12 protein-coding genes and 1 pseudogene are annotated in these 15,549 nt (G+C 70.2%); 2 read left to right on the forward strand and 11 right to left on the reverse strand.

The window, feature by feature from the left end; translation table 11 throughout:
- Positions 1-10: 10 nt before the first annotated feature.
- Both WBK31_RS36015 and WBK31_RS36020 read right to left on the reverse strand, forming a co-directional pair.
- The gene (locus WBK31_RS36015) at positions 11-967 is read right to left on the reverse strand and encodes a D-alanine--D-alanine ligase (protein ID WP_364064600.1); all 957 of its coding nucleotides are present in this window, start codon (positions 965-967) and stop codon (positions 11-13) included.
- A 327-nt stretch (positions 968-1,294) separates the two neighbouring features.
- The gene (locus tag WBK31_RS36020) at positions 1,295-2,620 is read right to left on the reverse strand and encodes a PLP-dependent aminotransferase family protein (protein ID WP_378785839.1); all 1,326 of its coding nucleotides are present in this window, start codon (positions 2,618-2,620) and stop codon (positions 1,295-1,297) included.
- Between the two features lie 178 nt (positions 2,621-2,798).
- Here WBK31_RS36020 and WBK31_RS36025 point away from each other — a divergent pair, with 178 nt between their 5' ends.
- A complete protein-coding gene (locus WBK31_RS36025; RefSeq protein ID WP_364064598.1) occupies positions 2,799-3,416 on the forward strand; it encodes a GNAT family N-acetyltransferase in 618 nt (205 codons plus the stop codon).
- Between the two features lie 191 nt (positions 3,417-3,607).
- On the opposite strand, the pseudogene trxA reads toward WBK31_RS36025, so the two are convergent.
- The 8 genes and pseudogenes from trxA to WBK31_RS36065 all read right to left on the reverse strand — a co-directional run.
- A pseudogene (gene trxA, locus WBK31_RS36030) lies at positions 3,608-3,919 on the reverse strand (thioredoxin); the annotation flags it as partial.
- A gap of 10 nt (positions 3,920-3,929) precedes the next feature.
- A complete protein-coding gene (trxB, locus tag WBK31_RS36035; protein ID WP_364064593.1) occupies positions 3,930-4,862 on the reverse strand; it encodes a thioredoxin-disulfide reductase in 933 nt (310 codons plus the stop codon).
- 204 nt (positions 4,863-5,066) lie between these two features.
- The gene (locus WBK31_RS36040; RefSeq protein ID WP_364064591.1) at positions 5,067-6,098 is read right to left on the reverse strand and encodes a hypothetical protein; all 1,032 of its coding nucleotides are present in this window, start codon (positions 6,096-6,098) and stop codon (positions 5,067-5,069) included.
- Positions 6,088-6,723: an RNA polymerase sigma factor SigM gene (gene sigM / locus WBK31_RS36045; protein ID WP_406673868.1), complete on the reverse strand. Its 636-nt coding sequence runs from the start codon at positions 6,721-6,723 to the stop codon at positions 6,088-6,090. The genes WBK31_RS36040 and sigM overlap by 11 nt, the downstream gene beginning before the upstream one ends.
- A gap of 15 nt (positions 6,724-6,738) precedes the next feature.
- Positions 6,739-8,259, reverse strand: coding sequence for a protein kinase family protein (locus tag WBK31_RS36050; RefSeq protein WP_364064586.1), 1,521 nt, complete (start codon positions 8,257-8,259; stop codon positions 6,739-6,741).
- Positions 8,260-8,425: 166 nt separating this feature from the next.
- Positions 8,426-10,030 carry a murein biosynthesis integral membrane protein MurJ gene (murJ, locus tag WBK31_RS36055; protein ID WP_364064584.1) on the reverse strand — a complete coding sequence of 535 codons (1,605 nt, stop codon included), beginning with the start codon at positions 10,028-10,030 and terminating at the stop codon, positions 8,426-8,428.
- On the reverse strand, positions 10,027-12,186 hold the full coding sequence (locus WBK31_RS36060; protein ID WP_406673869.1) for a Bbp16 family capsid cement protein: 2,160 nt from the start codon (positions 12,184-12,186) through the stop codon (positions 10,027-10,029). The genes murJ and WBK31_RS36060 overlap by 4 nt, the downstream gene beginning before the upstream one ends.
- Before the next feature lie 20 nt (positions 12,187-12,206).
- Positions 12,207-12,731 (reverse strand): YbaK/EbsC family protein, encoded by a 525-nt coding sequence (locus tag WBK31_RS36065; RefSeq protein WP_364064579.1) that lies wholly within the window; start codon positions 12,729-12,731, stop codon positions 12,207-12,209.
- 154 nt (positions 12,732-12,885) lie between these two features.
- On the opposite strand from WBK31_RS36065, the gene WBK31_RS36070 reads away from it, so the two are divergent.
- Entirely contained in the window at positions 12,886-14,286 is a 1,401-nt protein-coding gene (locus tag WBK31_RS36070; protein WP_364064758.1) for a CCA tRNA nucleotidyltransferase, read from the forward strand.
- Here WBK31_RS36070 and WBK31_RS36075 read toward each other — a convergent pair.
- Positions 14,263-15,549: an MFS transporter gene (locus WBK31_RS36075; protein ID WP_364064577.1), complete on the reverse strand. Its 1,287-nt coding sequence runs from the start codon at positions 15,547-15,549 to the stop codon at positions 14,263-14,265. The genes WBK31_RS36070 and WBK31_RS36075 overlap by 24 nt on opposite strands.

Raw genomic sequence — 15,549 nt, forward strand, 5'->3', positions numbered from 1 at the left:
GGGCCGCGCCCTAGCGGGCCGAGCGGGCGGCGGCGATGCGGAGGAGGGTGTGGCAGAGCTCGCCCAGGTCTTGCCCGGCGGCCTCGGCGGACATCGGCAGGAGGGACGTCTCCGTCATGCCCGGCGCCACGTTCACCTCAAGGAAGTACGGCACGCCGTCGGCGTCCACGATCAGGTCCGTACGGGAGATGTCGCGGAGCCCGAGTGCCGTGTGCGCGGTCACCGCGGTTTCGGCGCATGCCGCGGCGGCCTGGGCGGACAGGCGGGCCGGGGCGAAGAACTCGGTGTGGCCGGCGGTGTAGCGGGCGGCGTAGTCGTAGACGCCTTCGTCGGGGACGATCTCCACGGCGGGCAGCGCCACCGGCCCCTCGCCGAGGTCGACGACGGAGACCGCCACCTCGACGCCCTCGACGTACCGCTCGATGAGCGCCGTGTCGCCGTACGCGAAGCAGCCGACCATGGCGGCGGGCAGTTCCTCGGCCGTACGGACGAAGGAGGCGCCGAGGGCCGAGCCGCCGCGCGCGGGCTTGACGAACAGCGGCAGTCCGAGACGCTCCACGATGCGGCCGAGCACCACGGTGGCGCCGAGGTCGTGGAAGGTCTCCTTGGGGAGGGTGACGGACTCGGGAGTGCGCAGCCCGACGGAGCGCACGACGGCCTTGGCGGTGGGCTTGTCGAAGGCCACCCGGCATGCGTCGGGGTCGGCGCCGACGTATGGCACGTCGAGCAGCTCCAGCACGGAACGGATCGCGCCGTCCTCGCCGGCCCCGCCGTGGAGGGTGACGAACACGGCGTCCGGCGGGTCGGCCAGGATCGAGGGTACGAGCGAGGCGTCGGTGTCACGGGTCTCCACGGAGATGCCCGTGGCCCGCAGCACCTCGCTCACCCGGCGGCCTGAGCGCAGGGACACTTCCCGCTCGTAGGAGAGACCTCCGGCCAGCACGAGCACGTGGCCCAGATCGCTCATCACTTCTCCTCCGCTGACGACACGCTGTCCAACCGTACCGGCGCTGGGGATCAGGTGTGTACGTGAGGTGCTATGTGGGGCGATCCCATCCCATCTCAGCCGATCGGAAGGGGATCTCTTGGCGCTGGGATGAGAATGCCGAAAGGAGAACGGGAGGGCCGCCCGCCCTCCCGTCACGCCGCGTCCTGCGCGGTGCCCTCCGGCACCGGAGATGCGCGCTGAGGATCAGGTGCTTCCCCGGTTCCGGAGATGCGCGTTGAGGATCAGGTGCTCTCTCGGTTCCGTAGAGGCGCCCCTGAGAGCCGGGCGCCTCTACGGGCGAGGGGGCTAGGCCAGGTCGGGGCCGGGTGTGTCGACGCCCTGGTGGTCACGTGTGGACCCCGTGCCGAACGTGTCCCGCAGCTGCATCTCCTGCTCGATCACCCCGGCCAGCCGCCGCACGCCTTCGCGGATGCGGTCGGGCTCGGGGTAGCAGTAGGACAGCCGCATGTGGCGGGCGCCGCTGCCGTCGGAGTAGAACCCGGTGCCGGGCACGAACGCGACCCGCTCGGCCACGGCCCGCGGCAGGATCGCCTTGGAGTCGAGTCCTTCGGGCAGGGTGGCCCACACGAAGAAGCCGCCTCCGGGACGCGTCCACGTCACCTCGGGCGGCATCAGCGATTCGAGCGCGTCGAGCATCGCGTCGCGGCGTTCGCGGTAGAGCTCGCGGAAGGACTTGATCTGCTCGCGCCACGGCTGCGTGGCCAGGTATTGGCCGACCGCGAGCTGCGTGAACGACGAGTGCGACAGCACCGCCGACTCCATCGCGAGGATGAGCTTGTCGCGTATGGCGTGCGGCGCGAGCGCCCAGCCGACGCGGAAGCCCGGGGCCAGCGTCTTGGAGAACGAGCCGAGGTAGACGACGCCGTCGGGGTTGTCGGCGCGCAGCGCGCGCAGCGGCTCGCCGTCGAAGCCGAGCAGTCCGTACGGGTTGTCCTCGATGACCAGGATCCCGGCCCGCTGGCAGATGTCGAGCACCTGCTGGCGGCGGGCGATGTTGAGCGTGACGCCGGCCGGGTTCTGGAAGGTCGGGATGGTGTACAGGAACTTGACGGGCGCGCCCGCGGTCTCCAGCGCGTAGATCGTCTGGGCCAGCGATTCGGGCACGATGCCCTGATCGTCCATAGCGATGTGGACGACTTTGGCCTGGTACGCGGCGAACGTGCCGAGGGCACCCACGTACGAGGGCCCTTCGGCGAGCACCACGTCGCCAGGGTCGATGAAGATCCGGGTAATGAGGTCGAGGGCCTGCTGCGACCCGACGGTGACGACGACGTCGTTCGGCCCGGCGTTGATCCCCTCCAGCTTCATGACCTCGCAGATCTGCTCGCGCAGGTGCGGGTCACCCTGGCCGGAGCCGTACTGCAGCGCGACGGGGCCGCGCCGGGTGACGAGGTCGGCGACCAGCTCGCCGACCATGTCGAGGGGGAGCGCCGTGACGTACGGCATGCCGCCGGCGAGCGAGACCACCTCGGGCCTCGACGCGACGGCGAAAAGAGCTCGGATCTCGGAGGCGACCATCCCGGTAGCTCGCGCGGCGTACCGATCGACGTAGGCGTCGATGCGCGACCCTTGGGTCGCGGGTGTCTGACCGTGATCCAGCTCTTCTGTCACGGCCCACCTCCTAAGTGTCGTATATCGGACTGAAATACCAGATTACGCCAGACGGACATGTCGCCCGTGACCGGGCTGGACCGTCGTGGTGTCCGCTGACGACATCTGTACTGGGCTACGATGCCACCTGTGGACGCGGTTTTCGCGCGCTTTTCCGGGTCAACGATAGGGGCGGTAGTTGTCGCGCCGGCTGGTCAACATAACCCTGGACAATCTTGATGATCTGCCTCGCCGCTGCCGGCGGTGCGTGTTCTGGGAGCTGGATCCCGTCAACGGGGAGCGGGCGCTCGACGCCGGCGACCCGGCGCTGGAGAAGGAGGCGTGGCTGTCCAGCACGCTGCTGGAATGGGGCAGCTGCGGCAAGATCGTGTACGTCGACGGGGTGCCGGCCGGGTTCGTCCTCTACAGCCCGCCCCTTTACAGCCCGCGTTCGGTGGCCTTTCCGACCTCGCCGGTCAGCGCCGACGCGGTGCTGCTGATGACGGCCCACATCATTCCCGAGTTCTCAGGTGGCGGGCTCGGCCGCATGCTGATCCAGGGCGTGGCCAAAGACCTGACGCGGCGCGGGGTGAAAGCCATTGAAGCTTTCGGGGACTTGAAGTGGGAAGAGCCTAGTTGCGTAGTTCCAGCGGATTACTTGCTTTCTGTGGGGTTTAAGACGGTGCGTCCGCATTTGCGTTTCCCGCGGTTGCGGCTGGAACTGAAGACCGCCGTCTCGTGGCGTGAGGACGTCGAGGTGGCCCTCGAACGCCTTCTGGGCCATATGAGTCCGGAACGGGCTCTCCGTCCCGTCTGACGGCCCTCACAGCCCCGCAGAAGCCCCCGGCGGCGGTTGACCGTCCTCGGTCCTGGCCTCGCCTGACGCGGCCCCGTGACGTCCGACGCGGGCCCTCGCATGGGAAAGCCCCTCGCGGTCGACGACCACGAGGGGCTTTCGGCAGGGCGCAACGCGTCCCCCGAGCGGCGGACCACCGCCGAGAGCCGGCTGATGATGCCCTCGAGCTCGCGCAGCAGCATGGCCTTCGGCTTGGCGCCGATGATCTGCTTGACGACCTGGCCGTTCTTGTAGACGTTCATCGTGGGGATCTGGAGCACACCGAACTGGCGCGGAACCTCGGGGTTCTCGTCGATGTTCAGCTTGACGATCTCCAGCTTGTCGCCGTGCTCCTTGGAGATCTCCTCGAGGATGGGCGCGACCTGACGGCACGGGCCGCACCACTCGGCCCAGAAGTCGACCAGGACGGGCTTGTCGCTCTTGAGGACCTCGGACTCGAAGTTGGCGTCGGTGACAGCCTTCACGGTGCGCTCCTTACTTCTCGTTGTTGGCCAGCCAGCGCTCGGAGTCGAGCGAGGCGGCACAGCCGGTGCCGGCCGCGGTGATGGCCTGGCGGTAGGTGTGGTCGACGACGTCGCCGGCGGCGAACACGCCCTCGATGTTGGTGGCAGTGGAGGGGTGGGCGACCTTGATGTAGCCGTTCTCGTCGAGGTCGATCTGGCCCTTGACCAGCTCGGTGCGCGGCTCGTGGCCGATCGCGATGAACAGCGCGTCGGTCGCCAGCTCGCTCTCCTCGCCCGACTTGACGTTGCGCAGCTTGACCGCCTCGACCTTGGCGTCGCCGATCACGTCGGAGACCTCGGAGTCCCAGACGAAGCGGATCTTGTCGTTGGCGAACGCGCGGTCCTGCATGATCTTGCTGGCCCGCAGCGTGTCGCGGCGGTGCACCACCGTCACCATGCGACCGAACCTCGTCAGGAAGTTGGCCTCCTCCATCGCGGTGTCGCCACCGCCGACGACCACGATGTCCTTGTTGCGGAAGAAGAACCCGTCACAGGTCGCACACCAGGACACGCCGTGACCGGAGAGCCGCTTCTCGCTGTCCAGGCCGAGCTCGCGGTAGCGGGAGCCCATGGCCAGGATGACCGACTTGGCGTAGTAGGTGTCGGTGTGGGTCTTGATCACCTTGGGGTTGGCCCGCAGATCGACCTCGACGACGTCGTCCGCGATCAGCTCAGCACCGAACCGCTCGGCCTGCTTGCGCATGTTGTCCATCAGGTCGGGGCCCATGATGCCGTCGGGGAACCCGGGGAAGTTCTCCACATCGGTGGTGTTCATCAGCGCGCCGCCCGCGGTGACGGAGCCCTCGAAGACAAGCGGCTTGAGCTCGGCACGAGCGGAGTAGACGGCCGCCGTGTAACCGGCAGGGCCGGAACCAATGATGATCACGTTACGAACGTCGCTCAACGCTCCACGCCTTCCTCGTCTGTCGATGCCACCGGCGACAACAGATCCTAGGCCGCAGTGATTCCCGCCCCACCCCACAACGCCGGTGCAAACGAAAGAGCCCGCGAACTGCGGGCTCTGACATGGGGTCACGCGGCCAGGACGATGAAACGACGCCGGGTGTCGCGGCCGGGCCCGCGAGCGGGGCCCGGCCGGACCTCAGGTCTACCAGCGGCCCAGTGCGGGCTTGCGCAGGTTCTTGCAGTTGAACGGATCGACGACGTCGATGCGGATCCTCTTGGTCGCCTGGTTCTTCCAGCTCGCGACCACCAGCGCCTCCTGGCCGTTGTACTGGCCCTGGTCCACGGCGAAGACGTCGAGCTTGGAGCGGTTGGAGACCGCGGCGACGCACTTGCTGACCTTGTCGGCGTCGTTGGAGTCGCCGTGCAGCGCAGGAGCCGGAGCCAGGAAGCCCTCAAGAGGCAGGCGCAGCTCGGGGTCGCTGTAGTTGTGGTCGCTGTTGGTCAGCGCGTAGCCCCGAGCCGACGGGGTCGCACGGATCGCGCTCCGCGTGGGCTCCGCGGCGGACGTCTGCGGCGGCAGCGCCACGGGCGCGGGCTCGGCGGGCGTCTGCCCGCCCGCGGCGAGCAGGCTCGTGCCCGCCACCACCGTGCCGGCCACGACGGCTGCGGCCGCGGCCGCGACCGCGGGCACCGCCCAGCGGCGCCGCCGGATCGACCGGCTCTTGGCCGGGACGATCGTGCCGTCGTCGGCGACCACGCCGAGCCGGACCGGCTCAGGGGCACCGGCGGGTTCGTCCCGCGCGGGCTCAGCGGTCTCCTCGAGCCGCGCGGGCTCAGGAGCCTTCTCCAGCCGTACGGGCTCGGAGACCTCCTCAAGCCGGGCAGGCTCGGGAACGAGCCGCACGGGCTCGGAGACCTCCGCCGGGCGCTCCCACGGGGCGTCCCGCATGAGCTCATCCCAGTCCGGTGGTTCCGCGAGGCCGACACCTCCGGCGCGCCGGGACTCCGCCTCGGCGGCGAGCGCCTTGTCGATGCGCAGTGCGACACCCATCGGCATGGCCGGTGTGGGCGTCGCGGCCAGCACCTCGCGAACCGCCGCCAGGTCAGCCAGTAGCTCCCCGCAGGGGTCGCAGACCGCGAGATGCCCGCGGACCTGGCGTGCCGTGTCGGCGTCCAGGAGACCCTCGGCCAAATCGGCGAGAGTGTCCAGATCGTAGTGCGTATCACCCGTCACGAAGTTCTGCTCCCTTCGCGGATGAGACGCGATTGAGGGTGGTTCGGTTCCGCAGATGCGAAAGAATTGGGGCAAGTTTCGCGCGCCCTCGGGCGCACCGGCTCTTCACCGTGCCACTCGGCACTTGCAGCACTTGAGCTGCGTCTTCGACTGAGTAGCCCATCATGTCCACCAGCACGAGCGCGGCCCGCTGGTCGGCGGGCAGCAGTTTCAGCGCGGCCGAAACCTCCATCGACACCTCGCGCTCGACGGTCTGGTCGGGCAGCGGGGTCTCGCGCTCCGCCGCCTCGATCAGCTCGTCGTCGGCGACGGGCCGTACGGATTTACGGCGCATCCTGTCAAGGCAGGCGTTGACCACGATGCGGTGCAGCCAGGTGGTGACGGCCGCTTCGCCGCGAAACGTGGCGGCCTTGCGATAGGCAGAGACGAAGGCGTCCTGCACGGCGTCGGCGGCCTCGTCGGGGTCGCCGAGCGTGCGCAGGGCGACCGCCCACATGCGGTCGCGGTGTCTCTTGACGATTTCGCTGAAGGCGCGTGGATCCCCGTTGATATGTGCGGCCAGCAGCTCGGCGTCTGTGAGCGCCTGCCGCTCCGCTGCTGAGGGTGTCTCGGGTGGGGAGTTCACAAGAGAGATTCCTGATTATGCCGATCCGGGAGAGTGCACCACTACCTCATAGATGGTGCCATGAAAAGTGCCCGCATCCGTCGGAACGCGCGTAAACCAGATCAAAACGTACTGGCCGGTTACCGGTTGTTCCGGGGCGAGGGTGGTCTTACCTGCGGCGTTCTTCTTCGTGGCCACCGTCTTGAGCGCACTGAGCTCGGGCGCGTCGCCCACCTTCAGCTCGACGGTCGCGCCCGGCGCGTCGGACAGCGTAGCGACCACGTCGCTGATCTGCAGGGACTTGCCCATGTCGAGCAACAGGCCCACACCGTCCTTGAGGCGGCCCAGGTCGGCGCTGGTGTAGGTCTCGGTCTTCCACAACGTGCTCGGCTTGCCGTCGATGGCAAGCTTGGCCAGGTCGGGCTTCTCGTCGCCGTCGCCGAGCGGGTCGAAGCCCTGCGCCTTCTCCGGCTTGACCGCCTGCACCTGCACGGTCTGCGACGGCGACGCCGAGGGGCTGGCGCTGGCCGTCGGGGACGTCGCCGGGCTGCCCAGGCTGCGGCCGATCGTCCACGCGCCCACGCCGACGGCGGCGATCACGAGCAGCACCACGAGCGTCATCAGCACGCGGTTGAGCTTGCTGCCGCCACCGCCCGCCGGGCGGTACTGCGGCACCGGCGGCAGGGGAGGAGGCGGGGCGGCCTGCTGCCGATGCGCGATGTCGAGGCCCTCGGTGTGGGTGGCGGCGGCCACCGCCGGGGTCGAGGGGTAGGTGATGGGGATCGGCATCGGCCTGGCGACGTCGGCCAGCGCGTCGGCCACCTCGGCGGGGCTGGCGAGCGCGCCCTGGCCCCTGCGCGACTCCGGCAGGCAGGCGCGCACGGTGACCGTGTCGAGGTAGCTGGGCACGCCCGCGGTGACCTGGCGGGGCGTGCAGAAGTGGCCGTCGGTCATCGGGGCGGCGGGCAGGCCGCCCTCCTCCTCGTCGCCCGGCCAGTGGCCGGTCAGGCCCGCGTACAGCAGGCGGCCGAGCCCTTCGGCGTCGTCGAGGGCGGGCTGGTCGGTGGTCAGGCCGTACATGGCGGCGTCGACGGCCACGCCGAGCACCTTGACCGTGTTGCCGGTCGTCCACACCAGGTGGGACGGGCGCAGGCACAGGTGGTAGAGGTGCGCCTCGTGGGCGTGCGCGAGCGCCTCGGCGGCCTCGGCGACCAGCCCGGCGGCGCGCTCGGGCTCCAGCGGGCCACCCGCGAGCAGGTCGGTCAGCGACTCGCCGGTGACCCACTCGCTGACGACGTAGGCGTGCTTGTCGTCCTCGGCCGCGTCGAAGACCTGGGTCAGGCGCGGATCGGTCAGTCGGCTCGCCGCGCGGGCGGCCGTGACGACCTCGTGGACGCGCGGGAAGTCGGGCGCGAACGTGTGGACGGCGACGGGACGGGCGAGGATCTCGTCGATGGCCTTCCACAGGGTGGCGCCGTCGGACTCGCTGACGCGGTCCTCCAGCCGAAAACGCTCGGCGAGACGGGTGCCGGGTGCGACGGCCGACGTGCTGCTCACTGGCTCACTCCGCTTGGCCGATCGGGCGTGCTCATGGTCTGACTCACCTGCGTGGTCGTGTCCCACGAAGGCACGCTATGCCGGGTGGATCCGCCCACGCCCCTCCTGCTTCCATTCGCGCGTGTCGGCCTCCATGGTAGTGCCGAGGAGATTCCGCCCGCGTTCTTTACCGACCTACCCGCCTTGCGACCATCCCAACGATCGAGTTGACCTCTGGGATGCGCATTCTGTGGGCTACGCCGAGATAGAGCAACAGCCCCAGGCCGCCGCCGACCGCCAGGACGATCACGGAGTTGAGGAAGTCGAGGCCGCCGAAGGCGGTCGTGATCACCCAGACCGTCGCGAGCGCCAGCACGGCGGTGGGCAGCGCCGCGAGGTACATCCTGGTCATCGCCATGCCGATGGCCCAGCCGTCGAGGCCCCGCACCCGGCGGGCGGCCAGCCACCACGCGAGGACCGCGCCCAGCGCGTACGCCACCGCGTACGCCAGCGCCAGCCCCATCACCGCGTACCGGGGCGGCAGCACCAGGTGGGCGATCACCATGAGCAGCGCGTTCGTCGCGGTCGTGCCGGCCCCGATGAAGACGGGGGTGCGGGTGTCGCCGAAGCTGTAGAAGACCCGCAAAAGCAGCTGGAAGATCGCGAACGGCATCAGCGCGAGCCCGTAGACCTGCAGCACGTTGCCGATGTAGACGGCGTCGGCAACGGAGTTGGCGCCGTGGCCGTAGATCGGCACGGTGATCGCCGGCCCGACCACCATGAGCAGCAGCGACACCGGCACCATCAGCGCGCAGACCAGCCGCACGCTCGACCCGAACTCGGCCCGCACGTCGTCGAAGCGGCCGTCGGCCACGGCCCGGCTCATCCTGGGCAGCATGGCGGTGATCACAGAGACGCCGATCACGCCGTACGGTAGCTGGAAGAGCTGGAACGCCAGCGTGTACGGGCTGATGCCGTGCCCCTCGACCACGTCACCGGCGGCGCTGGCCAGGTTGGTGGTCAGCATGAAGCCGGCCTGGGTGACGACGACGTAGCCGATCGTCCAGACGCCGGCCTTGGCCATCTCGCCGAGCCGCGCGTTGCGCAGGTCGAAGCGGGGCACGAACTGAAAGCCCGCCCGCCGCAGCGCCACGATCAGCACCGACGCCTGGGCGACGATGCCCGCCGTGGTGCCGAGGCCGAGCAGCGCCAGGTCGGCGTTGGTGACGGCCGCGACGTCGTCGCCGGAGCCGACCGCCGCGTAGAGCGCGAACACGCAGATGACGACCAGGTTGTTGACGACCGGGGCCCACATGGGGGCGCCGAAGCGGTCACGGGTGTTGAGAATGGCGCCGGCCACCGCGCCCACGCCGAAGAAGGCGAGCTGCGGCAGGATGAACCTGGCCAGCATGACCGCGACCTCGAACTCCCTGCTGCCCGGGTCCCAGACCGTGTAGAGGTCGATGAGCAGCGGCGCGGCCAGCACGGCCAGCGCGGCGACCGCGGCCAGCGCGACGGTGGCGAGCGTCAGCAGCCGCTGCTCGTAGGCCCGTCCGCCGTCGGCGTCGTGCTGCTGGGCCCGGACGATCATCGGCACGATCACGCTGCTCAGCACGCCGAGCAACAGCAGGTCGAGGATGCTGTACGGGATCGCGTACGCGGCGTTGTAGGCGTCGCCCAGCGCCTTGGTGCCGATGGCGTAGGCCAGCACCATGGTCCGTACGAAACCGGTGACCCTGGACACCATGGTGCCCGCCGCCATGATGGCGCCGGCCCGCAGCATGCGGCTCATACGGTCTCACTCTCCCGGGTCTTGGCACGTGCGAGCTTCCGTTCGGACCTGCGCCGCAGCAGCCGCGTCACGACGGCGGCGAGCATCACGGTCAGTGCCGCGCCCACGATGACCAGGGCGATGCCGGTGTAGCCGGTGGTGCGGATCGTCAGCCGCTGCGGCTTGCCGTAGGGCTGGCCGTCGGCGGTCTTGAGCTGCACCGTCACCGTGGCGTCTCCGCTGGTGTCGGGGGTGGCGTTCATCGTCACCTGGAACGTGGTGCTCTGGCCGCTGCCGATCGTCCGCGTCTCCTGCGTGAGGCTGACCTGCAGCAGCTCGGGATTGTCGGACTTGACGTCGATGTACAGGGCGATGGGGCGGCCCATGTCGTTCTTGACGCTGATGGGCACCACGCCGTTGCTGCCCGCGAGGGTGCGCGGCCCGCCCACGCCGAAGATCTGCACCTTGTCGGTGGTCTTGGTGACGGCGGTGCTGACCATCTTCGCCGCGCCGCGGGCGGTGCGGGTCCTGTCGCGCCAGGCCGAGGAGGTCAGGCGCAGCACGGCGGAGTCGTAGGCGGACGGAGCGCGGTCCGTGGTGACGCTGGAGAGCAGCTGCGCCATGCGCCACGACTTCTTGACGGAGCCGAGGTACTTGCCGGACAGCTCCTGCTTGCGGTCCTGATCGGTGTAGGTCAGCCCGGCCCGCGGCACGGACGTCTTGGCCGGCTTGAGCGACTCCAGCGTGGTGAGCTGCAGCCAGGGCAGCCGCCCCGCGGTCTTGATGAGCGAGGTGACGAGCGACGGGTTGGGGTCCCAGCGCCGGGAGGGGGCGATGACCAGCGACCTCGGCTTGGTCTGGCCCGGCTCGGTGGCGATCACCGCGGTCTCGGCGATGAACCGCTGTCTGGTCAGCGCCTGCGACGTGGGCGCGGCCGGCTCGAACAGCCGGCTCAGCCCGGGGTCGGCGACCAGCGCCTTCACCGGGCCGTTGACCGAGTCGAGCGTCGCGGCGGCGTCGGGCGTGATGGCGACCGCCTGCTGCGGCGGGAGATTCTTGGCGTCGAGCAGCACGGTGTCGACGCCGCTGACCGCGAGCAGGTCGAGCGCGTCGAGGTCGAGCACGCCGCCGGCCGGCCAGTTGAGGTTGGTCTTGGCCTTGGTGCTGAGCAGTTGCTGTGCCTTCTGCCCGCCGAGCTGGATGGCTCTGGCGGTCTGCGCGTCGAGCCCCTGGTGCGCGAGCGCGGCGACGTCGGGATCGGCGTACGGGAGCGCGACCACCGGCGAGGCGGCGAGCGAGGTGCGCATGCTTGTCAGCCACTGCGAGGCGGCGGCGCTCGGCGGCTGCGACCGCTTGCCGCCCTTCGTCCTGACCTCGTAGCCCTGGGTCATCGCGTGGAGATCGTCGAGCAGCGCGGGATCGACCACCCAGGTGACGCTGCTCGGCACGGACTGCGCGATGCGCAGCAGGTCGGCCAGGCGGCCACGGCCCGACAGCGCCTGGTTCAGCTTGTCGTCGAGAAAGAGCGGACCCTTGCCGGGCGCCTCCGGATCCTCGTCGGTGGCTCTGCGCGGCTGGTCGATGATGGGCAGCGCGATGGCCAGCTTGTTGCGCGGCGGCCGCGGCTCGGTGGGCGGCGCGTACGTCAGGAACGTGCGCTGCGCGCTGATCGGCACACTCCACTGGGCGACGTCGACCGCGATGGGGTAGACGCCGAACTCGCGCAGGCCGAGCTGCGCGGGCGTGGCGGTGATCTCCCAGCGCGCGGTGGCGCCCGCGTTGAGCGGCTCGAGGTTCTGGAACGAGTTGCGCGTGGAGACGTTGACCGGGAGCGTCGCGTTGTCCTGGCTGGACTGGTAGGCGGCCAGCGAGGCACGGTCGGTGAAGCGCTGCGCGCTGTAGCGCAGGCGCACCTGCAAGCCGGACATCGCCGCGCCGGTGTCGTTGCGCACGGTGCCGGTGATCTTGATGACGTCGGTCAGGCTCCTGGGCACCTCGGGCGTGATCGAGGCGATGGACACGGCGAGGGTCTGCCGCCTGACCTCCGTCACGGCGGGCGTCACGGCAGCCTCACCGGGCGTGACCGCCAGCGTGGGGGAGAGCAACGCGGCGGACAGCGCGGCGAGTAGCGTGGCCTTACGGATCACGCCGAGGCCCGGGCGGGACGAGGACGACACACGCCCGCAATGGTACGGGCTCAGTGCCGTCCCGCGACCGCCGCACGCGGTCCTCGGTGGCGCGCGCCCCGTAGATCCACCATCTTTCCCGGCAGGACGGCCAGCAGGTCGAGCGCCCTCATGGCGAGCGCGGTATGCCGCTCACCGGTGGGCGTGTAAAGGAGCTCACGATCCTCGCGGATCCGGTCGTCGATGAGCATCGGCAGCGAGGCGGGCAGCAGCAGCGGGCACACGAGCCCGTGCGCGTAGTCGGTGGCGGCGTTGACCACGTGGGCGGGCGCGGGACGCACCTGGCGGGCGCCGAGCAGACCGCCGACCACGCCGGGCCTCGGCGGCGCGGAGACGGGGGTGGTGACGGCGATGACGACCTCGCTGCCGACCCTGGTCGTGACCTCGAGCACGGTGACCATCAGGCAGCGCCCGGCCGCCGCGTAGACCGTCTCCGGCAGCTCTTCGGCGCAAGTCATGGGACGCGGAAGGCGTACGATCTCATGATGGACCTGGTGTGCGAGGAGCCAGCGGTGGAGCGCGAGGGCGTCCTTCATATAGTCCTCCTTGCCTGGTTCACGTGCCCCCGACGGTCCCAAGACCGACGGTAACCCGGACCTGGTGTGGCTCGGGGGATATGTTCCGGAAGCGCACAAGAAGGCCGATCTCAGTTTGTCCGACGCAACTCTGACCGAAAGCCAGCAGCAGGCCATGAACGACCTGTTCCGCAAGATCGCCCCCGTGGCCGACGAGCTCGGCCGCCTGTTCGCCGCCCAGGGCCACGAGCTCGCCCTCGTCGGCGGGCCCGTACGCGACCTTTTGCTCGGGCGCAGCGGCAACGACCTCGACCTGACCACCGACGCGCGCCCTGAGCGGGTGCTGGAGATCGTCAGAGACTGGGCCGACGCCGTGTGGACGATCGGTATCGAGTTCGGCACGGTAGGCCTGCGCAAGGGCAACCGGCTGATCGAGATCACGACGTACCGCAGCGAGTCCTACGACCCCAAGTCGCGCAAGCCCGACGTCATCTACGGCGACACCCTCGAAGGGGACTTGGAGCGGCGCGACTTCGCGGTCAACGCGATGGCGGTGCGGCTGCCGTCGCACGAGTTCGTCGACCCCTTCGGCGGCATGCACGACCTGCGGGCGCGCCTGCTGCGCACGCCGGGCACCCCGGAGCAGTCGTTCGGCGACGACCCGCTGCGCATGCTGCGCGCGGCCAGGTTCAGCTCCCAGCTCGGCTTCACCGTCGATCGTGCGGCGGTGGCGGCGATGACCGCGATGGCCGACCGCATCGAGATCGTCTCGGCCGAGCGCATCCGCGACGAGCTCGACAAGCTGATTCTCGGCGCCCGCCCGCGCGACGGCCTGCGCCTGCTGGTCGACACCGGGCTGGCCGCCCACGTGCTGCCCGAGCTGCCCAAGCTGCGGCTGGAGATCGACGAGCATCACCGGCACAAGGACGTCTACGAGCACACACTGACCGTGCTCGACCAGGCCATCGCGCAGGAGGAGGACGGCCCCGACCGCATCCTGCGCTGGGCGGCGCTCATGCACGACGTCGGCAAGCCCAAGACGCGCCGCCACGAGCCGGGCGGGCGGGTGTCGTTCCACCACCACGAGGTGGTCGGGGCGCAGATGACGAAGAAGCGCCTGACCGAGCTGCGCTTTCCGAAGGACGTCGTCGCCGACGTCTCCCGCCTGGTGGAGCTGCACCTGCGCTTTCACGGCTACGGCACGGGGGAGTGGACCGACAGCGCCGTGCGCCGCTACGTCCGCGACGCCGGCCACCTGCTCACCCGGCTGCACAAGCTGACCAGGGCCGACTGCACCACCCGCAACAAGCGCAAGGCGGCGGCGCTCTCGCGCACCTACGACCACCTGGAGGAGCGCATCGCCAGGCTGGCCGAGGAGGAGGAGCTGGCCAAGATCCGCCCCGAGCTCGACGGCAACGAGATCCAGCGGGTGCTCGGCATCGGGCCGGGCCCGGTGGTGGGCAAGGCCTACAAGTTCCTGCTCGACCTCAGGCTCGACAAGGGCGTGATCGGCAAGGAGGCCGCCACCGAGGCGCTGCTGGAGTGGGCGCGGTCAACCGACCTCGGAGCGCGCTGACGCGGTGACCATCCGGTAGGCGAGCGCCGCCAGCGGGTAGCCGAGCGAGATGATCGCGACGGCGGCGTACGACTTGCCGTCCGGCGGCAGGATCGCCGCCGACAGGGCCGCGGCGAGCACGTACATGCCGTTGAAGAGCATGTCGTAGATGGAGAAGGCGCGGCCCCTGTAGATGTCCTCCACGTCGCGCTGGACGGTGGTGTCGGCGCAGATCTTCACGCTCTGCCCGGCCAGCCCCAGCACGAACCCGGCGATCGGCAGCCCCCACTCCTGGAACGGCAGCACCAGCGCCGCGGTCAGCACCCCGGCCGAGACCAGCGCGATCTGCACCCAGCGCTCGATGCCGAACCACTCGGTCGTGTACGGCGTGACGACGACCGCGATCGCGGTGCCGACGCCGGCGGCGACCACCACCAGGCTGATCCCGCGCAGCGCGGCCTCGGCGTCGCCGTCGGTGAAGTAGTAGCGGTAGAGGATGATGCCGAGCGCGGTGCACATGCCGAACAGGAAGCGGTGTGTGGCCATCGCGCCCAGCGTCGCGGCGGCCACCCGGTGGTGCAGCAGGTGGCGGGCGCCGTCGATGAGGCCGGTGACGACGTTACGCAGCTCCTGGCGGGCCTGCGGCCGGTCGGGGTCGGGCCACGGGCCGAGCAGGTCGCGGTCCATCGTCCGCGCGACCAGGGCGCTCAGCGCGAACACCACGCCGGAGGTGACGAGCAGCAGCGCCACGCCCTTGTCATCGCCGCCGAAGATCTCGCGCAGCAGGAAACCGACGCCCGCGCCGACGAACGTGACGACCGTGCCCGAGGTGGGGACGACCGCGTTGGCCGAGATCAGCCGCTCCGGCGGCACCACGTGCGGCAGCGACGCGCCGAGCGCGGCCAGGAAGAACCGGTTGACTCCGAGCACGGCCAGCGCGGCCGCGTAGAAGGCGGGGTCGGGCACGTCGGAGGCCACCAGGGCGGCGGCGACGAGCAGCAGCGCGCCGCGCACGAACGGCGCCACCATGAGGATCTGCCGCCGCGACCACCGGTCGATGAAGACGCCGACGAAGGGTCCGAGCACGCTGTACGGCAGCAGCAGCACCGCCAGCCCGGCCGCCACCTCGATGGCGGTCGTCTGGTTCTCGGGGCTGAAGAAGGCGAACCCGGTCACCCCGAACTGGAAGATGCCGTCGGAGAACTGCGAGACCAGCCGGGTGCCGAACAGCCGCCTGAAGTCCCTGCCCCGCAGAACCGTGCGGAGATCGGCGACGAAAGACAC

This window comes from Nonomuraea sp. N2-4H (assembly GCF_045291505.1).
Lineage (GTDB): Bacteria > Actinomycetota > Actinomycetes > Streptosporangiales > Streptosporangiaceae > Nonomuraea > Nonomuraea fastidiosa.